Below are 19,042 nucleotides of genomic sequence, written 5' to 3'. Positions count from 1 at the left end.
GCAGCGCGATCGAGGATGTCTTGCTTGGCAATCATGAAGCGGCCGGCTCGGATGTCAGGTCAGAAACCGGCACGTTGATCCAGAGCCGCCACCGCTTGGAGAGCTTTCCATGGTGTCTATTGCCAGGGTCGAGACGGACGTAGCCTGCCGTGAGATGGCGGCCGGCGGCGGTGACGACCTTGACTTCTGCGGGCCAGAGGCGTTCGCTTAGAAACCCCAGCCGCTTCCAAGCCGCGCCGGAAGCAGTATGTCGGGCGACATCAAGCAAGCGGACGAAATTGCGGTCCTTATGCTCTCCGTATGCGCGGAGAAGCTGCACCAGATGGCGACCTCCGCCGACAAGCTCCGGATCTCGGAGACCGTCCGCGATTGTCCGCTCGAGTCCAGAGACCTGGACCCGTTCGGGCCCTCGCCAGACGTTGACGACTCCGGCAGCGAGACGAGTTCGGTGAACGCGGAACACGCGGAAGTCGTAGCCCCCAATACGCAGCTCGGTCTTTCGAGCAGGCACAGCGGTCACAACCAACGTCGATCGGAAAATCTGTTCGGTCAGCTCCCAGTGTTCGGCTGCGCTCCATCCGCCGATGTAACAGGGGGAGAAGACCTCGCGAGCCAGCACCCACGGGTCCTCTGGGATAGCCGCTTGGTCGGGAGCCGCGCTGAGCGGCTTGACTAAGTAAAGGCCCCGCCGCAGCCGTTCGATCCAACCGTGGCGGATGAGCCGGCGAAGTCGAAGCGCCGCCTTTGCGGGCGGGCCGTCAATTGCGTGAAGTGCGGCGGGTAGAGAGACCACACCGCCTTTTGCGGCTCTCGCGAGCGCGGCGACCACCTTCCGATCGTCTGCAGCCATGTGGGTATATTATGATAGTTGATATAGCGCATCTCGCCGCATTATATACAATAACAATATACCCCAGTCGCGTATACTCAGAATTGAGGTCGCTTCAGAGGGGGTCTACAAGGGCCGAGGTTCACGTCCCGAGGCGAACCATCGGCACGCGGGCTATTCAGCGCGAAGTGCCGTGACCGGATCGACCCCAGCAGCCCGCCGTGCGGGAATCCACGCTGCCGCCAAGGCCGTAAGAGTCAGAGCGACGGCCGTCCCGACGTAGGTCGGCGGATCCGTGGGCCTAATTTCAAAAAGAAGTCCCGCGATCGCGCGCACGACGACGACCGCGGTGGCAGCCCCGATTCCTATCCCGATTGCGACGGGCCAAACCGACTCTCGGACGATGCCGGCCACCACCTGACGATGAGTCGCACCGATAGCCGTTCGAATCCCGATCTCCCGAGTGCGCTGCGAAACCGAGTACGCGACGACACCGTACACACCGGCGACGGCAACGACTAGTGCGATGGCGCCTAGCACTCCAAACAACAGCGCGCTGTCCCGCTCCGTGCGCACTGCCGCGCCGACCCGTTCGTCCATCGTGCTGACGTCATCTATCACGATGTCGTGTCCGAGGCTCCAGACGGTGTTGCGCAGGGTGGGGATCAGCGCGGCCGGGTCGCCACTACGCGCGCGCACTAGGATCATCAACCGGCCGAAAGCGAATTGGCTGCCGATGGTCTGAGCCATTGGGAGATACACAAACGGCCGAGCCGGTCGCCGGAGCGACGTGTCCGGTGTGTTCTCGACGATGCCGATTACTGTCAGGCGAGAGCGGCCAAACTGGATCTCTGTGCCAGGTGTCAGGGCCGACGCGATCACTCGCAAGAAAGCCTCGTTGACAATGGCGACGCGGTCTCGCGACGGAACATCCCCCCTGTTGAAATCACGGCCACCTATCAACCGGATCCGCATCGTCGCGAAATAGCCCGGTGTGACGGCCGCGACAGAGACTGGCGGGGTCTTGTCGGGTGCCTGGCGGCCCACGACCGACACGCCGGACATCCCCATAGCCGGACCGCTGAACGGCACGGTTGACGCTGCCGCTACCGATTCCACATTCGGCTCTCGAGCGATGCGATCGACGATCGTGCCGAAGAACGTCACGGTCAGGTTCTGCAACTCGGGAATGGTGCCGGACGCTCCCGGCATCACCCCGGCGGTCAGCAGTCCGCTCGCGTCAAAACCTCGCCTGGTGTGACGAAGGTTCCAGAGCGTCTGAGACAACAGCGCCGCCATCAAGACTAAGACGAACACGACGGCGACTTCCCCGGCCACAAGGGTCAAACCTAGGCGCGGGCGTCGGGTGATGGATCGACCAGCTGCGGTCGTGCTCCCTGCGTGCCGGGTCGACCAAATCGTCGCGAGAGATGCGAGCCCGCAGACCACACCCATAGCCGCGGCGACGGCGAGATTGAAGGCCAACACCCGCCAGTCAAGTGCGACGGTTTCGACGTAGGAGACACGACCTGCGAGCAGCGAGCGGAGCACGTCATTGCTCCAGTACGCGAGGAACAGTGCAACTGCGCCGCCGAAAATGGCGAGGAGGACGTTCTCTGTCAGGATCATGCGTACAAGGCGGCCGGTCCGCGCGCCGAGCGCCGCGCGGACGGCAAACTCGGGTCCGCGTCCGGTGATGCGCGCCAACAGAAGGCTGGCGATGTTGGCGCACACCACGAGGAGAACACAGCCCACGGCACCCATGAGCAGCAGCAGCCGATACCGGGCATTGCCGACGAGGCGATCCTGAAGAGGCATTGCGATGACACGCGTGCGCTCAACGAAACGCGCCGAAAAACGTGCGGACGCTTCTTGGGCAAAGATGCCGGACAACTCGGTTGAGGCCTTCGCCGCTGTCGTTCCGGGAGCGAGCCTTCCAATCACCTGCTGAAACGCGTCATCCCGGGAGAGAACGATGACATCTGGTTGCATCCTCGCGAATATCGGTGCTTCACCAGGCGGGTCCGCAACGGGGAAGCGGAAATCGGCTGGGAGCACGCCGATGATAACGCGCGGCTCGCCCGTCAAGGTTACATCCGTCAGCGTGATGCTCTTGCCGATGGTGTCGGCACTGGCATCAAACTGCCGAATCCAGAAGCTGTGGCTGAGCACCGCGACCGCCGGCGCCCCAGGCTGGGTATCTGTCTCGGCGAAGATCCTTCCGAGCGAAGCCTTGATGCCCAGCAGTGCGAAGAAGTTCGCCGTGGCGTGCGCAGCGTTGACAGGCATCGGCTGAATTCCGGCGACGAGTGTCGCTGGCGCGGACGGCTCGATGCCGGCGAACTCCGTCAGCGTGCGCGATCGCGCGTGCCAGGCGTCTCTTAACCAGGCGGGGCTCCCGCCAAGCGGCGGATGCTCCAGCAGGACCAACTGGTCAGGCGCGTTATACGGAAGTGGGCGCAGCAGAACCGCATTGACGACGCTGAAGATCGCCGTATTTGCGCCCAGGCCTATTGCCAGAGTCAAAAGGGCCACGGCTGTAAACGCGGGGCTGCGTTGCAAGGAGCGCACTGCAAAGCGCGTGTCATGTCGCAGGTCCTCGAACCACATCACGCGCCGCGATTCGTAGAAGTTCTCCCGGACACGGGTGACGTTCCCGAACTTTCGCCGGGCCGCCATTGCGGCTTCCTCTGGGCTGACGCCCTCGGCCAGCAGGCGGTCGGTCTCGAGCGCGACGTGCGACTCGACTTCTTCCCGAAACTCGTCATCCGAAGGGTCGTGGCGACGCGCCATAACTAGGCCTGTTCAGGTCCGAGGACTCGTGCGATGGCCGCGCTCAGCCGGTACCACTGGCCCGTACCTGCAGTCAGCCGCTTGCGTCCGGCGCGCGTGAGCCGGTAGAAGCGAGCCCTCCGGTTGTTGTCCGACGTGCCCCATTCCGCCTCGATCCACTCGCGGCGCTCAAGGCGCTGCAGGGCGGGATAAAGAGACCCGTGGTCGACGAGTAGTGTCCCGTCCGTTTGCTGCTCGATTGCCCGGGCGATGCCCTGGCCGTGCTGGCCCCCAAAGATCAATACCCGAAGAATGAGCAGATCCAATGTTCCCTGCAGAAGGGCGATCCGCTCCTTATCGTCTTGGGTAGACATGCGACAGGAGTCTGCTCCTACTCGGGTCGAATGTCAACAGGAGGCCACCGGCGTGAGGGATTTTGGGTGAGCGATTTTGGGAGCTGGGCGCTACCCGGCGGCTCTCGCGGCGCCGGTCTGCGACCAGTCCCCCTCGAACACCGACCGCATGCGCCGGACGATGGCGGCGTCCCGGACGATGACGCCGACCTCGCGGCGCCGATCCAGCTCGATCGGGCCGAGACTCTGGCTGCCCACGAACGCGTGCGTCCCGTCCCGGATGATCGCCCGGACGTGGAGCCGGAAGCCGGGGAACTTCTCGATGGCGAGCGGCGATCGCAGGTGCCGCACCTTGCCGATGACGCGCACGTCGACCCCCGCGCCGGACCGCTCGGCGATCAGGTCGTGCATGTCGCGATCGCTGAAGCGCGGGTCGTAGATGAGGAGCTGCCGGCGCGCGCCCCGGATGAACGCCGCCAGCCGTTCGCGCGAATTCGCCGGACTGACCACCAGATCGCGGTGACCGGGGCGATAGGGCCGCCGCGCCGCGTCGGCGTCGAACAGCTTCAGCGCCTCGCGCACCAGGGCGGGATCCGTGGTCTCGATGCCGAAGCTGCGGCTCTCGTAGTCGCGGCGGGTGTAATTGAACCCGTAGACGTGCAGGATGCGCCGATCCACGATCATCATCTTGCCGTGATAGCGCACGAGATCGCCGGCGGTGCGGGAGAGGATGACGCCCGACCGCAGCAGGCGGCGCTCGAGCTTGCGCAGATCGCGGGAATGCCCGCGGTGCTTCCGGGCGATCATCGCCCGGACCAGCACCCCGCGGCGCACCGCGTCCTCGAGGTGGCGCGTCACCGAGCGGCAGTCCAGGCGGAAGATCACGATGTCGATCGCGCTCTTCGCTTGGGCGATCGCCCTCAGAATCGGGCCGATGCCCCCTTCCGGCTCCACGATGAGCTTCATGTCGTGCGCTGGAGTGTATGACAGGTGCTTCCGCGGTGCGACTTTGTCGATCCGCGCGGCACGCATTCGACCAGCCATCAGAACGCGGTCATGGCGGCCGCCCCAAGGAGAGTAACCGTGCGATTTCTTTCGATGATCCGCCTGGACGAACGGACCGCCCAGGCCCCGAGCGAGCAGTTGATGCAGGACATGGGCAAGCTGATGGACGAGATGACCCGCGAGGGGGTGCTGATCCGAACTGCCGGACTGCGCCCCACCAGGGAGGGCCGGCGTGTGCGCCTGCGCAAAGGGCAGCTCTCCGTCGTCGACGGGCCGTTCGCCGAGACCAAGGAAGTCATCGGCGGTTTCGCGATCCTCGAGGCCCCCTCGATGCAGGCCGCCATCGAGCTGACCAAGCGCTTCCTGCGGGTGCACGGCGACCAGTGGGAGATCGAGTGCGAAGTGCGTCCGCTCGACGGACCGGAGTTCGGAGCGGAAGCGCCGGGACACTAGTTCCGGCGCCAGGCGTCGCGGGTGAACAGCGCGAAGTTCTGGGGTGACGGTCCGCGTGCCCAGCAGCGCGGAATCTGGCTGTCGCGGACGTCCCACAGCCGCTCGTGGAAATGGTCGACGCTCGCCGGATCCGTGTTCCACCCGTCGTGTGGATAGCAGAACGCCCCCGTCGCGCCGGTGGCGATCGACCAGAGCAGGGCGGCCACCGCGCCGGCTGCGACGAGGTGCGGCGCCCGGCCGATCCGCGCGACGCCCAGCGCCGCGGCCGGGATGAGGAGAGGCAGCCCGTCGAGGATGTACCGCGGTCCGTAGGTGTGCCCGCCCCACCAGACGGAAAACGACGCGTAGACGATCAGCTGGACGGCGGCCGCCGCGATCGTGACACGCAGCACCGTGCGCTCCGCCGGGTCCCGCGGCCGAGCGCCGAGCACGATCAAGACGATGGGGCTGAAGACGAGCAAGCCTCGACTGGGGCTCACGAGGAGGCCGACCGCGCCTGCCAGCGGGAACTGCCACGTGCTCTCCACGCGATGGGCCGCGAGGCTCGCGGCTTCGAATGCGTGCAGGCTGCCGAACGGGTCACCGAACCACCGCACGTTCAGGCCGGCAAAAACGGTCAACGGCAGGAGAAACGCGATCGCAAACGCGATGCGGCGGGGTGCCGGGGACCGCCACAGGATCCCCGCGGAGAGGATCAACAGCATCGGAAGCGTTTGCGGTCTGGCGGACGCCGCCCAGCCGAGGAGCAGGCCGGCGGCGAGATGGTAGGGGATGCGGCCGTCGCGATCCGCTCTGCTGACCCAGAGACAGACGGCGAGCGCGACCGACCAGACGACCGTGGCGTGCTGCCACAGGGTCTGGCTGGCGGTGGGCCAGAGGCCGGAGGCCAAGGCAAATCCCACGGCGACGAGCGCGGCCGGTCCGCGACGGCAGAACCGGACCGCAATGACGAAGGCGATCGCGCTGGCGAGGCTGACGAGCGCGGAGGCGGTGAGTTTGGCGACGAGGGCCGGGGCCAGACGCGCGTCGAGCTGGACGAGTCCGAGCCCCTTCAAGATCGCCGCGACGGCCGCGCCTTCCAGAACGGGCGGCAACGGGTACGCGTTCCGCCAGTGTCCTTCGCGATCGCGCTGGAACGCGAGCCGCTCTCCATACTGCGGCACACGACCCACCAGACCGTCGAGCGTCAGCGCACCGCGGCGTGCCAGCGCCACGCTGGCGTACTTGGCCGCCTGGCTGTCGGACGCGGGAATCTCGCGCCCGTTCGCATTGAGCACCACGAAGACGAACAGCCCGATGAGCGCGGCGACGCGGTAGGTGCGTCCCGCTGCGGAGCGGCGCGCCGCCAGAACAGCAGGGTCGCGAACTGCCGTGGCACGATCCGCGAACGTGATCGCCTCGGGTTCCATGGTGGGGGGCAGGAAGTCGCTGCGGCTTCAGGTCAGACGCGGGTCAGCAGAGAGGCGGACCTGGCGCGCAGGGCACGTGTCATTGGCGCGAGAGTGTAGCAGAAGGCTCGTCGACGTGAACCGCCGGCAGCATTCGCAGGATCACGGCTCTATCGTTCGGTCCAGACCGCCTCAGCCGCTCTTTTCGCTGGAAAGCGGGTTGCATTGTCAGGTGCGTGATCCAATGAGCACGACGAGCACACTCCAGGCCGCTTCGACTGTTCCCCCCATCGTGCTGCTCGCAGACGACGATTTTCCCCGGCTGCAGCAGCACTCGCGCTACATGCCACCCACTTTCATGGGCAGCCGCTCGGGCGCGACATCGTTCACCTCTTGAAGTCGCGGCCCGATACCCGGGACATCCCGGTGGTGCTGATCGGCGACGACCGCGTGGCGTCGCGGACGGCGAGGGAAGCGGATCTCTGTCTGGAAGAAAGGGTCGCGCCGGACATCCTCCTCCAGAACCTGTGGACCGTCCTCCGCTCGCGCGGGTTGCGCGAGCGCGCCGAGAGCGTCCGCCGGGGCGCCGAGGGCCTCCTCGAGCGCTCGTCGCGTTTGATCGCGCGTGCCGACGCCATCAACGCGGCGGCCGCGGATCATCGTCGGCGCGCGTGTCCGGCCTGCGGAACTGCCCTCGAGTGGATCGAGCGCGGGCGCATCGACGGCCTGGAATACGACTACTACCACTGGTGCGCCAGGGGCTGCGGCCTGCACTGCTACAACCGAACGACCGCAAGCTGGGTGAAGCTCGCCGGTTGATCGTGACTCGATCGCGCCGGTCGGCTCACGATTTGACTCCCCCGGGCGCGGGCGTATAGTGGAATCAGCCTAAGACGCCGGCCAGACCCGGCGTCGCGGGGGAACCACCGGCGCGATATCCGCGCCACGGGGCGCATCCCACCGTAGCTCGCAAGGCGAGCGAAGGTGGGTAGAGGACTCCAACCTCGAGCCCGTCAGCTAACCCCGCCGGCACTTGGAGGCTTGCCGTGTTTGCTGGCTCGCCCGTTCAGGCGGCGATCGCGATCGCCGTCCCGCTGGCTGTACTCCTCGCCGTCGTCGCCGTCCTCTCCGTGCACCGCATCGGCCCCAACCAGGTCGGGCTCGTGATCCGCCGCTGGGGGCCCCGGCGCGCGGAAGGCGGTCCGGTCGCGTTTCAGAACGAAGCCGGATACCAGGCGGATCTGCTGATGCCCGGCGTCGCCGTGCGTCTCTGGCCGGTGAACCGCGTCGAGAAACATCCGTGGGTGCAGATCCCCACGGGCGAAATCGGCCTCGTGATCGCGCAGGTCGGCGCGCCGCTGCCGACCGGCTGGAAATCCGGCGTCTACAAGCCGGTGTTCGGCCAGTTCACCGACGTGCGCACCTTCGTCGCCGAGGGAGGGCAGCAGGGCGTGCAGCGCCCGGTGCTGCCTCCCGGAGCGATTCTGCCGCTCCACCCGGTCGCGTTCCTCGTGCTCACCCGCAGCCGCAGCTTCGGGCTGCCGGTCAACGCGGAGTACCGCGAGCGCTTCGGACCGGCGCTCTTCGGCCTCGAACCCGATCAACTGACCTTGAAAGTCATCGCGCCCGCGCGCCTGCACGAGCAGGGCACCGACAGGGTCGTCGACGTCGTCGGCATCGTCGAGACGCTGGACGGCGAGCCGCTGCCGTCGGGCGACATCGCCTGCAGGATAGGGCGGTTCGACGACGTGCGGCGTATGGAGGTCGAGGGGCGGAGCGACGCCGAGATTGCGGACGTGCTGATCGGCAACCAGAACGAGCGGCACAACAACTACCAGGACTACCAGAAGTTTCTCGACAGCGGCGGGCGCATCGGCCTGCAGCACGATCCGCTGCTGTACGGATCGTACGCGCTGAATCCGTATCTCGTCCGCGTGCAGACCGCGCCGATGCTGGTGGTGAGGCAGGGCGAGGTCGCGGTGATCAAGGCCGCGGTCGGACAGCCGACGGAAGACACCTCCGGCGACGAGTTCAAGTTCGGCTCGATCGTGCGGCCCGGCCATCGCGGCATCTGGGAAGAACCGCTCCGCACCGGCAAGTACGCGATCAACCCGCGGATCTACCAGGCGGAAATGGTGCCGACGGCGATTCTCACGCTGAACTGGGCCGAAGCGGCGTCGCAGGCGCACAACCTGGACAAGCAGTTGAAACAGATCGTCGCCAAGTCGAAGGAAGGCTTCGTCTTCAACATCGACCTGCAGGTGCAGATTCACGTGTCGGACAAGCTCGCGCCGAAAGTGATCTCGATGGTGGGGACGATGCAGAACCTGGTGAACGAGGTGCTGCAGGCGGTGGTCGGCAACTATTTCCGCGACACGCTGCAGGGGATGGCGGCGGTCCAGTTCATCGAGAACCGGGCCGCGCTGCAGAGTAAGGCGCAGAACTACATCGCCGACCAGATCCGCAAGTACAACGTCGAGACGCGCGGCGTGTACATCCAGGACGTGGTGCTGCCGGAGGAGATCGTCCGGGTGCTGACGCAGCGCGAGATCGCCAACCAGGAGAAAGCCACCTTCCTGGCGCAGCGCGAAGCGCAGCTCACCCGCATCGACATGGAGAAGCAGGGGGGCCTGGCCGACCGGCAGCGGGATCTCGCCGGGTCGGAGGTGGAGATCATCATCAAGGAGAACCGCGCCCGGGCACGCAGAGCGGAAGGGGAAGGAGAGGCGGCGTTCATCGAGCAGACCGGCCGCGCGCGAGGCGCGGAGATCGAAGCGATCGGCCTGGCCCGCGCGAAGGGGTTCGCGGCGCAGTCGCAGGCGATCGGGCCGGAAGCGACCTCCGCGGTCAACGTGGTGGCCGAGCTGGTCAAGAGCCCGAGCCGCTTCGTGCCCGACATCATGGTGACCGGGAGCGGTGACGCGCTGTCGGCGGGTGTGATGGGCTTCCTGCGCGAGTTCCAGCGTCGCAACGGAGACGCGCCGCCGCGCTGACCCGCTCCGAGCGCCGGGTGTGCACGATCGACCCAGCGAACCGCGGAACGGGGCGTGCACAGCCGGCGCCATCATCCGATAAAAGTGGTGGCGAAGGCGCCAATGCCGATGCAGAATCGCCAGGCGCGCGCCGCCGTACTCACAGGAATCGTGATTCGATGACAAATCCGTACGCTCCGCCCCAGGCAGTCGTCCTCGATGTCGCGGATCCGGCAGCCGGCATCCTGCTGGCCGATCGCTCCACCCGGCTCGGCGCTTCCCTGCTCGACGGGCTGATCGTCGGGGTGATGGTCTATCTGCCGCTCTTTGCCGGTGCGTTCATCGGCGGCTCCGCGCAGGCCCAGGGCAGTGACGACGCCGGCAACACGGGCATGGGCATCGCCCTGGCGCTGGCGCTGGTGGGCTTCGCCGCGTGGCTGTGGCTCACCATCAAGTGTCTGAAGGCCGACGGCCAGTCGATCGGAAAGAAGGCCTGCGGGATCAAGATGGTCCGGTCCGACGGGTCGCCGGTGTCGCTGTCGCGCGTCATCTGGCTGCGCAACGTGGTCAACATGATCCTCGCCGTGGTCCCGATGTACGGAATCATCGACGCGCTCTTCATCTTCGGGGAGTCGCGGCGCTGCATCCACGATCACCTTGCCGACACCCTCGTCATCAAAGCCTGAGGGGCTGCCGGCCCGCGGCGGGGTCCTCGACACCGTCGTCACCACGGAGACTCCGGAAGGCATCCTGCTGGAGCTGCGCCCGGCCGGCCTCAGCGTCCGGTTCTACGCCTTTGCGGTCGACGGCGTGATCCGGCTGGCCATCATCTACGCCGCGGCGATCGGCCTCGCCCTCTTCGGGCAGCTCGGCCTCGCGCTGTGGCTGATCATCATCTTCGCGCTCGAGTGGTTCTATCCGGTCGTGTTCGAGCTGATGCCGGGCGGCGCGACGCCAGGCAAGCGCATGTTCGCGCTCAGGGTCGTGATGGAGAACGGCCTGCCGGTGACCGCGGCGGCGGCGCTCACCCGGAATCTGCTGCGCGTGGCGGACTTCCTGCCGTTCGGCTACGGATTTGCTGTGGTGAGCATGCTGCTGCGGCGGGATTGCCAGCGCCTCGGCGACATTGCCGCCGGGACGCTGGTGATCCATCAGCCGCGCGGAGCGCCGCGGATGGCGCTGGGGTCGGTCGAACCGGTCGTGCCGGTCGTGCCGCTGAGCGCCGACGATCAGGCCGCGCTCATCGCGCTCGCGGCGCGGGCACCACGGCTGACGTCCGAGCGTCTCGACGAGCTGGCGGCGCTCGCGGCGGTAGTGTCGGGGGACGCAGGGCGCCGCGGACCGGACGTGACGCGGCGCGTGCTCGGCGTCGCGCACTGGTCGCTGGGACGGCGCGCATGACTCCGCTGCAGTTCGAGGCGCTCTACGAAGCCGAGTGGACGGAGCTCGAAGCGCTGCTGGACCGCGTGCTCGGCCGCACCGGCCGGCGATCCGGCGCGCGCGAGGAGGTGCCGGGCGACCGCGTGGCGGCGCTCTATCGGCGGGCGTGCGAGCAGCTCGCGCTGGCGCGGGCCCGATCGTATCCGGCCTACCTGGTCGATCGCCTCGAGCGGCTGACCGCAGACGGCCACCAGGTGATCTACCGTCAGCACGAGTTCGGTGCCGCGCGTGTGAAGGCGATGCTGCTGGCGGACTTCCCGCGCGCCGTCAGAGCGCAGGCCCGCTACGTCGCCGCCGCCGCGGCGCTCTTCCTGCTGCCGACCATCGCCGTCGGTCTGGTGGTGTACCGCCAGCCGGAGCTGATCCTTTCGGTCGTCAGCGCCGACACTGCGTCGTCCTTCGATCGGATGTATTCGCCGTCCGCCGAAGCAATCGGCCGCGTACGCGAGGCGACGACCGACTGGGTGATGTTCGCGTTCTATGTCCGGAACAACATCGGCGTGGCGTTCCAGTGCTTTGCCGGCGGCCTGTTCGCAGGGCTCGGAAGCGTGTTCTTCCTGGTCTACAACGGCGCGTTCGGCGGCGCGATTGCCGGGTATCTCACCGAGCGCGGCATGGCGCCGACGTTCTATTCGTTCGTCGCGACGCATTCGGCGTTCGAGTTGACCGCCATCGTGCTGTCGGGCGCCGCGGGCCTGCGGATCGGCCATGCCCTCCTCGCGCCGGGACGATTGACGCGGGGGCAGGCCCTGGTCGGCGCGACGCGCGATTCCGCCGTCGTGCTCTACGGCGTCGCCATGATGCTGCTGATTGCCGCGGCGATCGAGGCGTTCTGGTCGTCGGCGCAGTGGCTGGCGCCCTCGCTCAAGTACAGCGTCGCGGCGGTGTGCTGGATCGCGGTGTTCACCTATTTCATCCGGCAGGGGCGCCGTGCAGCTTGACACGCTGGCGGTCCGGCTGCGTCCGCGCACCGCGCTCGAAGGGGCGGACCTCGGCGTCCGCCTGTGCCAGAGCGCCGCGCGATCGGTCTATGGCTGCTACGCCATGGTCGCGCTGCCCGTGATCGTCCTCGGGCTGGCGTCGTACGAGATCGCGGCGTGGCTGCCGGGCTTCGTCATCTGGTGGGCGAAGCCCTGGCTCGATCGCACGGTCCTCTTCGTCCTGTCACGGGCGGCGTTCGGCCAGCCGACCAGGCCCGTGGACGTCTGGGGCGCGCAGCGCGCCGTCTGGTGGCGGCAGTGCGCGTTCACGTGGACCGCCCGCCGGCTGTCCCCGTGGCGCACGCTGACCGAGCCAATCTACCAGCTCGAAGGGTTCTCCATCCTCGGCGCGCGGCAGCGCATGCGCGTGATCCGCAACCGCATTGCCGGGCCGGCGTTGATGATCACGTCGGTATTCAGCCTCGCGGAGATCGCGCTGTGGCTGGCCGCCTGCTCGCTCGTGTTCTGGTTCGCGCCGGCAGGGCGCGCGCCGCAGTTCGAGGCGCTGGTGATGGGGGAGGCCCCGGCGTGGCTGATGCTGTCCATCCCGATCGGCTACGCGCTCGCAGTGCTGTTCGTGGAGCCCTTCTACGTCGCCGCCGGCTTCGGGATGTACTTGAACCGGCGCGCCGAGCTCGAGGCCTGGGATATCGAGCAGGAGTTCCGGCGTGCCTTCGCGGCTTGAGCGAGGGGTCCGGCTCGCGGCGCTGGTGGCGACGCTGAGCGCGCCGCCGCTTGCGGCACTCGCCGCGCAGCCGGCGTCCGCGGCATCCGCGCCGGCTCCCGACCCCGCCGAAATCCCGCGCGCGATCGAGGCGGTCAAAACGGATCCCAACCTGGCGACGGAGCGGACGATCAAGGCGCTTCGCTGGAGGGACTCGTCTCCGTCGAAGCCGTGGCGTGCGCCCGGCTGGTTGTCGTGGATCTCGGGACTGCTCGCCTGGGTGGGCGAATCGGCCCGGGTGCTGGTGTGGGTGGGGGCCGCGGGCCTGGCCGGACTGCTGGTCGTCTATCTCACGCGCGTCGCCCGCACGCGGCTCGCCGATCCCGCGGACGGCGCGTTCGTCGTGCCCACGCATGTGCGCGACCTGGACATCCGGCCCGAGACGCTGCCTGACGATGTCGGGGCGGCCGCGCGGCAGCTCTGGGATCGCGGCGAGCAGCGGGCGGCGCTCGCGCTGCTGTATCGCGGCATGCTCTCGCGGCTCGCACACGTTCACGGCGTGCCGATCCGGGAGTCCAGCACCGAAGGAGACTGCCTCGCGCTCGCGGCCGCGCGGCTGCCCGACAGAGCCGAGTACTTGTCCCGTCTGGTGCGCGTCTGGCAGCGCTTCGGCTACGGACGCGAGCCGATCGACACGACGACCGTGCATGCGCTCTGCGACGAGTTCGCGTCCGCGCTGCGTCCGGTTTCCGCCGGTGCGGCGCCGGCGCCGGAGGCGGCATGACGCGCAGGCGCATCGTCACCGCGCTCCTGGCGGCCGTTCCGCTGGCGCTCCTGGCAGGCTGGGTGGCGAATCACACGTACTGGGAAGAAGTGAAGGTCCCGATGCCGCCGAAGGGGGAGGCGCTCGTCAATCCGTTCTATGCGACGCAGCGGTTCGCGGAGCGGCTCGGCGCCAGGACGGCATGGGATCGCATGCTCGTGGTGCCGGACTCGAACGCCGTGCTCGTGATCTCGACGTGGCACTGGAGCCTGACGCGCAACCGCCGCGCCGCCCTCGAGCGGTGGGTGGAATCGGGCGGCCGTCTCGTCGTCGACAACCGTCTGGTCGAAGCCGACGAGGCGTTCGAGAACTGGACCGGGATCGTACGCCGTTATCCCGACTGGAAGAACTGGAAGGGCGAGCCGGATCCCGCGTGCCGCAAGGTCACTGAAGAAGTGAGCGGCCGGCCGGCGGCGAGTCCGAACGTCCTGTGGCTGTGCGATCTCGGCATGACGTGGCTGGAGAGCACGCGGGTCCCCGAGTGGGCGCTCCGCGACAACCGTGGAATCCAGGCGATGCGGATGCGGATCGGCCGCGGACGCGTCACCGTGATCAACGCGGCGCCGTTCGTGGAGCGCACGTTGTTCGAAGGGGAGCACGGCCGCCTGTTCGCCGCCGCGACCGAGCTGCGGCGCGGCGACGAGGTGCGCTTCCTGTCGGAGGAGGAGTTTCCCTCGCTGCCGGCGCTGATCTGGCGCCATGGAGCGCCGGTCGTCGCACTCGGGCTCACGCTGCTCGCGGCGCTGCTGTGGCGAGGCGCGAGCCGCTTCGGGCCGCTCGCCGCGCCGTCCGCCGCCGCGCGGCGGTCGCTGGCCGATCAGATCCGCGGCACCGGGCGGTTCGCGCTGCAGCACGGCGGCGGCGAGTCGCTGCACGCCGCATCGCTGCGCGCTCTCGAGCAGGCCGCCGGCCGCCGCATCAGCGGCTACGCCGTTCTGTCCGGCGACCAGCGGCTCGCCGCCCTCGCGCGTGCGACCGGCTTCGATGCCGGCGCGCTCGCGGCGGCCGTTCACCACTCCGGCCGATCCGCGGCCGGGGACCTGCGGCGCGCCATCGTCCTGCTCGAAGCGGCGCGGCGCGAACTTCTCGCCATTCACACGAAGGGTCAGCATGGAACACGTTGATACGGACGCCCTGGCCAACGCCGCCGACGTCTTCGCCAGGCTGCGCGCGACGATCCAGCGCGCGATGGTGGGACAGTCGGACGTCATCGAGCAGGTCCTCATCGCGCTGGCCGCGTCGGGACACGTGCTGATCGAAGGCGTCCCCGGCCTCGGCAAGACCCTGCTCGTGCGCTCGATGTCGCAGGCGCTGTCGCTCGCGCACGCGCGGGTGCAGTTCACGCCGGACATGATGCCGTCCGACATCACCGGCCACTCGGTGCTGGATCCCTCGACGCGCGAGCTGCGCATCGTGCGCGGTCCGGCGTTCACGCACATCCTGCTCGCCGACGAGATCAACCGCGCGCCGGCCAAGACGCAGAGCGCGCTGCTCGAAGTCATGCAGGAGTACCAGATCACGATCGAGGGGCGGACGATTCCGCTGCCGAAGCCGTTCATGGTGCTGGCGACGCAGAACCCGGTCGAGACCGAAGGCACGTATCCGCTGCCCGAGGCGCAGCTCGATCGGTTCCTGTTCAAGATCGAGATCGGCTATCCGTCGGCGCCGGACGAGGCGGCGGTCGTCGTCCGCGTCACCGCCAACCAGACGGGCGACGAGCTGCCGCTCGGCGGCGTGACGCCGTGTCTCGACGGAAACGGGGTCCTGGCGCTGCAGCAGCTCGCGGCGCGTGTGCGCGTCGACGAGCAGGTCGTCGACTATGCCGTCCGGATCGTCCGCGCCACGCGCGACTATGCCGGCGTCGCGATGGGAAGCGGATCGCGCGGCGCGCTGGCGCTCGTCCGCGGCGGCCGCGCCGTGGCGGTGCTCGACGGCCGCGGCTACGTGACCCCCGACGACGTCAAGCGCATCGCGCTGCCGGCGCTGCGCCACCGCATCGCGCTCTCGCCAGACGCCTCGCTGGAAGGGCGCACCGCGAACGACCTGCTGACCGAGATCATCGGGACGGTCGCTGCGCCGCGCGCGTAGACCGGGCGGAGCATGGCCATGACGCGTGCGCTTCCGGGGCGAACGATGCTGAGCGGCCTGGCCGCGCTTGCCGCGACCGCGCTGCTCGCGCTGGTGGCCGGCGCGACCGCGCCGGCGGTGAGCCGGGTCACGCTCGCCGCGGCCGCCTTGCTCGCGGCGGTCGCCGCCGTGGACCTCGTGCTGACGCTTCGAGGCTGGCGCGCGGCGTCCCCCATGCTGACCCGCGACCTTCCCGCCGCCTTCGCCATCGGCGTCAAGCGCCCGATCCGCGTGGCCATCGAGGCGCAGGGCACGGCGACATGGCGCGGCGACCTCCACGACCACGCCGACGCGACGCTTGCGGTCGAGGGGCTGCCGATCCGGCGGCTGGCCATCCAGGGCGGCAAGCGTGTCGACGTCACCTATACCGTGACGCCGACGATGCGCGGCGACGTGACATTCGCGCCGGCCGACGTGCGGATCCGTTCGCGGTGGGGGTTCTGGGAGGTGCAGCAGCGCCTCGGTCCGGCCGAACGCCGCCGCGTGTTTCCCGACTTCGCGCAGGTGGCGCGCTATGCCTGGCTGGCCGGGGACCGGCGGCTGCAGGAGATCGGCGTCAAGACCTATCAGCTGCGCGGGCAGGGCACCGACTTCAAGCAGCTGTCGGAGTACCGGCTCGGCGACGACGTCCGCCACATCGACTGGCGTGCGACGTTGCGGGCGAACAAGCCGATCGTGCGCGAGTTCCAGGACGAACGCGATCAATGCGTGATGCTGCTCGTCGATTGCGGCCGGCGGATGCGCGCGGACGATCGCACGGCGTCGGCCGGCACCGCGCACTTCGATCAGGTGCTGAACGCCGTCATGCTGCTCTCGTACGTGGCGCTCGGGCAGGGGGATGCGGTCGGCGCGATGACGTTCGGGACGCCGCCGGGCGGCGAGCGCTCGTTTCCTCCGCGGAAGGGAAAGCACGCATTGAACGCGTTGATGGGCCAGATGTACGACGTGCAGCCGACCGCGACGCATTCGGACTACCTGGCCGCGGCGCGCGCGCTGCTGCTGCGGCAGCGCAAGCGTGCCCTGGTGATCGTCATCACCAACTTCCGCGACGAGGACAGCACGGAGCTGGCGGCGGCGCTTCGCCTGCTGCGGCACCGGCACCTCGTGCTGCTCGCCAGCCTCCGCGAGCGCGTCGTCGGCGAGATGATCCGGCAACCGTTCGAGCACGCCGATCCGATCGACATCGCCGCCGCGCATCTGTACGAGCAGGCGCGCCGGAACGCGTTCAACCGGCTGGCCGCCAACGACGCCCTGATGGCAGACGCCGAGCCGGAGTGGCTGGGGGTCGAGCTGGTGAACCGCTACCATGCCGTGAAGCGAGCGGGGCTGATTTGACGGGGCGCTCGATGGCGCGCGACCGGCAGAGCTTTGTGTGACAAAGTCGCCGTGATACGCTGGCGCCGTGCTGAACCATCGTAAGTGGCTCGTCTGGCTCGCCGTCCCGCCGATGCTGATCGCCGCGTTCGTCGTCGGCCTGTTCCTCTACGTCAATGCGACCGCGAGGCCGATCCATCAGGATCCGGGCCACGTGCCGTCGCGGATGCTCTCGTCGCCGCCGGCGAGGTGGTCGGCGGCTGCCGCCCAGGCGCGGCAGATCGCCCGCGCCGGCCTGGTGGCGCAGAATCTCCCCGGGCTGTCCGTCGCCGTCGGCGCCGCCGGCGAGCTGGTCTGGGCAGAGGGGCTCGGCTGGGCGGACGTCGAGAACCAGGTGCCGGTCGGACCGGCCATGCGCTTCAAGATCGGGAGCGCGTCGATCGCGCTGACGTCCGCGGCCGCCGGTCTGCTGCTCGAGAGGGAGCAGCTCCATCTCGAGTCGGAGATCCAGACCTACGTGCCATCGTTCCCGGACAAGCAATGGCCGGTCACGCTGCGGCATCTGATGGCGCACACCGCCGGGATCCGGAACGACGCGGGCGACGAGGAGCCCACCGTGGAGCATTGCGAGCGCACCGCGGACGCGTTCAAGCGGTTCGCCGACCGGCCGCTGCTGTTCGAGCCTGGCGCGCGCTACCAGCACTCGAGCTACGGCTGGGTCCTGGTGAGCGCTGCGATCGAGGCCGCGGCGAAGGAGCCGTTCTTCGCCGTCGTGCAGAAGCAGGTATTCGAGCCGCTCGGCATGCGCGACACGGCGGCCGATTCAACCACCGATGCCGTGCCCGATCTGGCGACCTACTATTTCCCGAGGTTCGGCGCCGACCCGCGGTATGGGCCGCAGGAGCCGGAGCCGCTCGACGTGTCCTGCTCCGCAGGCGCCGGCGCGTTCCTGTCGACCCCGTCGGATCTGGTGCGCTTCGCGCTGGCCGTCAACGGCGGCAAGCTGCTGAAGCCCGCGACGGTACAGATGCTCCAGGCGTCACAGCGGCTGTCTTCCGGAGAAGAGACGGGGTACGGACTTGGCTGGGACCTCGAAACCGCCACGGCCGCGGGCAAGGGAACGCGCACCGTCGGCCACGACGGAGCATTGCGCGGCGGTCGCGTGTCTTCGCTGGTGACGTTCCCGGAATACGGCATTGTCGTCGCCGTCCTGTCGAACACGTCGTTCGCGGACACGCACACGATTGCCCTGAAGATCGCGGACGTATTCGCCCAGCAGGGGAACGGCGCCGGTCCGGATCAGAGGTGACTTCCGGCCTGCGGACCGGCTAGAATACGCGCGCCTGCATCCCAGGCTCGACGGTGGCGGGTTTGCCTTCGACACAGCCGAGGCACAGCATGACGCGTAACACTTCCGCCTGGCGAGGCGCAGTCGTCGGCTTCTGGTTCCTGTCGGCATGCGGCGGATCTCCGTCGAGGCCATCAACGGTCACGACGACCACGCCTCCGCCCGCGCCCGCGTCAGCCAATCCATCGAGTGCCTCGATCCTGATCGAGCAGCCATTCGCCATCGTGCACGCCGGGACGCCCCGATTCGGTTACGAGGTGCGGTTCCTGCTGAGGGAAGCGGGCGGGACGAGCGGCGCGACGATCCAGCGAGTCGTGGTGTACGGTCCAGCGGGGTCGGACGAAACGGCGCCCAGCTGCTGGGGAGACAAGCTGCGGGTTCCGGCCGGCGGCGAACTCGATACGTTCTACACGGATACCGGCGCGGCGTGGCTTGGCTATTGCGCCCCGGGCAGCGGCGGCAGCACGGCATTCCCCGCGCTGCGAGTGGTCATCACGTTCTCGGACGACCAGGGCATCGTCGGCACTGTCGGTGCCGAGGTGCCGGCGCGCCGCTGATCGCGCCGCTTCGGTTG

At 68.5% G+C, this 19,042-nt stretch carries 18 protein-coding genes and 1 riboswitch; of the genes, 13 read left to right on the top strand and 5 right to left on the bottom strand.

The window, feature by feature from the left end:
- Positions 1-31 precede the first annotated feature (31 nt).
- From VFK57_23275 to VFK57_23260, 4 genes are all read right to left on the bottom strand, one after another.
- Positions 32-850, bottom strand: coding sequence for a type IV toxin-antitoxin system AbiEi family antitoxin domain-containing protein (locus VFK57_23275; protein ID HET7698657.1), 819 nt, complete (start codon positions 848-850; stop codon positions 32-34).
- A 153-nt stretch (positions 851-1,003) separates the two neighbouring features.
- Positions 1,004-3,622, bottom strand: a complete 2,619-nt coding sequence (locus VFK57_23270; GenBank protein ID HET7698656.1) for an ABC transporter permease — start codon at positions 3,620-3,622, stop codon at positions 1,004-1,006.
- 2 nt (positions 3,623-3,624) lie between these two features.
- Complete coding sequence (locus VFK57_23265) at positions 3,625-3,975, bottom strand: PadR family transcriptional regulator (protein ID HET7698655.1); 351 nt, start codon at positions 3,973-3,975, stop codon at positions 3,625-3,627.
- Positions 3,976-4,065: 90 nt separating this feature from the next.
- The gene (locus VFK57_23260) at positions 4,066-4,920 is read right to left on the bottom strand and encodes a phospholipase D-like domain-containing protein (GenBank protein ID HET7698654.1); all 855 of its coding nucleotides are present in this window, start codon (positions 4,918-4,920) and stop codon (positions 4,066-4,068) included.
- Between the two features lie 117 nt (positions 4,921-5,037).
- On the opposite strand from VFK57_23260, the gene VFK57_23255 reads away from it, so the two are divergent.
- Positions 5,038-5,412 (top strand): YciI family protein, encoded by a 375-nt coding sequence (locus VFK57_23255; GenBank protein ID HET7698653.1) that lies wholly within the window; start codon positions 5,038-5,040, stop codon positions 5,410-5,412.
- Here VFK57_23255 and VFK57_23250 read toward each other — a convergent pair.
- Positions 5,409-6,821, bottom strand: a complete 1,413-nt coding sequence (locus tag VFK57_23250) for a hypothetical protein (protein HET7698652.1) — start codon at positions 6,819-6,821, stop codon at positions 5,409-5,411. The two genes, VFK57_23255 and VFK57_23250, sit on opposite strands and share 4 nt — an antisense overlap.
- 372 nt (positions 6,822-7,193) lie before the next feature.
- On the opposite strand from VFK57_23250, the gene VFK57_23245 reads away from it, so the two are divergent.
- The 12 genes from VFK57_23245 to VFK57_23190 all read left to right on the top strand — a co-directional run bounded on the left by VFK57_23245 (position 7,194) and on the right by VFK57_23190 (position 19,025).
- Positions 7,194-7,619 carry a hypothetical protein gene (locus VFK57_23245; protein ID HET7698651.1) on the top strand — a complete coding sequence of 142 codons (426 nt, stop codon included), beginning with the start codon at positions 7,194-7,196 and terminating at the stop codon, positions 7,617-7,619.
- 56 nt (positions 7,620-7,675) lie between these two features.
- Positions 7,676-7,844, top strand: a riboswitch (cyclic di-AMP (ydaO/yuaA leader).
- A 2-nt stretch (positions 7,845-7,846) separates the two neighbouring features.
- Entirely contained in the window at positions 7,847-9,793 is a 1,947-nt protein-coding gene (locus VFK57_23240; GenBank protein HET7698650.1) for an SPFH domain-containing protein, read from the top strand.
- Between the two features lie 17 nt (positions 9,794-9,810).
- A complete protein-coding gene (locus VFK57_23235) occupies positions 9,811-10,458 on the top strand; it encodes an RDD family protein (protein ID HET7698649.1) in 648 nt (215 codons plus the stop codon).
- Positions 10,430-11,173: an RDD family protein gene (locus VFK57_23230; GenBank protein ID HET7698648.1), complete on the top strand. Its 744-nt coding sequence runs from the start codon at positions 10,430-10,432 to the stop codon at positions 11,171-11,173. The genes VFK57_23235 and VFK57_23230 overlap by 29 nt, the downstream gene beginning before the upstream one ends.
- The gene (locus VFK57_23225) at positions 11,170-12,153 is read left to right on the top strand and encodes a stage II sporulation protein M (GenBank protein ID HET7698647.1); all 984 of its coding nucleotides are present in this window, start codon (positions 11,170-11,172) and stop codon (positions 12,151-12,153) included. Before VFK57_23230 ends, VFK57_23225 begins: the two co-directional genes overlap by 4 nt.
- The gene (locus VFK57_23220; protein ID HET7698646.1) at positions 12,143-12,877 is read left to right on the top strand and encodes a hypothetical protein; all 735 of its coding nucleotides are present in this window, start codon (positions 12,143-12,145) and stop codon (positions 12,875-12,877) included. The genes VFK57_23225 and VFK57_23220 overlap by 11 nt, the downstream gene beginning before the upstream one ends.
- Entirely contained in the window at positions 12,861-13,640 is a 780-nt protein-coding gene (locus tag VFK57_23215) for a DUF4129 domain-containing protein (GenBank protein HET7698645.1), read from the top strand. The genes VFK57_23220 and VFK57_23215 overlap by 17 nt, the downstream gene beginning before the upstream one ends.
- On the top strand, positions 13,637-14,803 hold the full coding sequence (locus VFK57_23210) for a DUF4350 domain-containing protein (protein HET7698644.1): 1,167 nt from the start codon (positions 13,637-13,639) through the stop codon (positions 14,801-14,803). Before VFK57_23215 ends, VFK57_23210 begins: the two co-directional genes overlap by 4 nt.
- Positions 14,790-15,767 (top strand): MoxR family ATPase, encoded by a 978-nt coding sequence (locus tag VFK57_23205; protein ID HET7698643.1) that lies wholly within the window; start codon positions 14,790-14,792, stop codon positions 15,765-15,767. The genes VFK57_23210 and VFK57_23205 overlap by 14 nt, the downstream gene beginning before the upstream one ends.
- 18 nt (positions 15,768-15,785) lie before the next feature.
- Complete coding sequence (locus tag VFK57_23200; protein HET7698642.1) at positions 15,786-17,141, top strand: DUF58 domain-containing protein; 1,356 nt, start codon at positions 15,786-15,788, stop codon at positions 17,139-17,141.
- Between the two features lie 67 nt (positions 17,142-17,208).
- A complete protein-coding gene (locus VFK57_23195; GenBank protein HET7698641.1) occupies positions 17,209-18,429 on the top strand; it encodes a serine hydrolase domain-containing protein in 1,221 nt (406 codons plus the stop codon).
- Between the two features lie 89 nt (positions 18,430-18,518).
- Complete coding sequence (locus tag VFK57_23190) at positions 18,519-19,025, top strand: hypothetical protein (GenBank protein HET7698640.1); 507 nt, start codon at positions 18,519-18,521, stop codon at positions 19,023-19,025.
- The last annotated feature ends 17 nt before the right edge of the window (positions 19,026-19,042 follow it).

The sequence above is a fragment of the Vicinamibacterales bacterium genome, assembly GCA_035699745.1.
In the GTDB taxonomy this organism is placed as follows: domain Bacteria; phylum Acidobacteriota; class Vicinamibacteria; order Vicinamibacterales; family 2-12-FULL-66-21; genus JAICSD01.
The sequence above is the reverse complement of the archived record's forward strand: the minus strand, read 5'-3'. Positions and strand labels throughout refer to the sequence as shown.

What these genes read in the sequence shown, in the direction of transcription:
- VFK57_23275 (HET7698657.1), bottom strand. Translation starts at nt 850, where the DNA reads ATGGCTGCAGACGATCGGAAGGTGGTCGCCGCGCTCGCGAGAGCCGCA.
- VFK57_23270 (HET7698656.1), bottom strand. Translation starts at nt 3,622, where the DNA reads ATGGCGCGTCGCCACGACCCTTCGGATGACGAGTTTCGGGAAGAAGTC.
- VFK57_23265 (HET7698655.1), bottom strand. Translation starts at nt 3,975, where the DNA reads ATGTCTACCCAAGACGATAAGGAGCGGATCGCCCTTCTGCAGGGAACA.
- VFK57_23260 (HET7698654.1), bottom strand. Translation starts at nt 4,920, where the DNA reads ATGAAGCTCATCGTGGAGCCGGAAGGGGGCATCGGCCCGATTCTGAGG.
- VFK57_23250 (HET7698652.1), bottom strand. Translation starts at nt 6,821, where the DNA reads ATGGAACCCGAGGCGATCACGTTCGCGGATCGTGCCACGGCAGTTCGC.
- VFK57_23225 (HET7698647.1), top strand. Translation starts at nt 11,170, where the DNA reads ATGACTCCGCTGCAGTTCGAGGCGCTCTACGAAGCCGAGTGGACGGAG.
- VFK57_23210 (HET7698644.1), top strand. Translation starts at nt 13,637, where the DNA reads ATGACGCGCAGGCGCATCGTCACCGCGCTCCTGGCGGCCGTTCCGCTG.
- VFK57_23205 (HET7698643.1), top strand. Translation starts at nt 14,790, where the DNA reads ATGGAACACGTTGATACGGACGCCCTGGCCAACGCCGCCGACGTCTTC.
- VFK57_23200 (HET7698642.1), top strand. Translation starts at nt 15,786, where the DNA reads ATGACGCGTGCGCTTCCGGGGCGAACGATGCTGAGCGGCCTGGCCGCG.
- VFK57_23190 (HET7698640.1), top strand. Translation starts at nt 18,519, where the DNA reads ATGACGCGTAACACTTCCGCCTGGCGAGGCGCAGTCGTCGGCTTCTGG.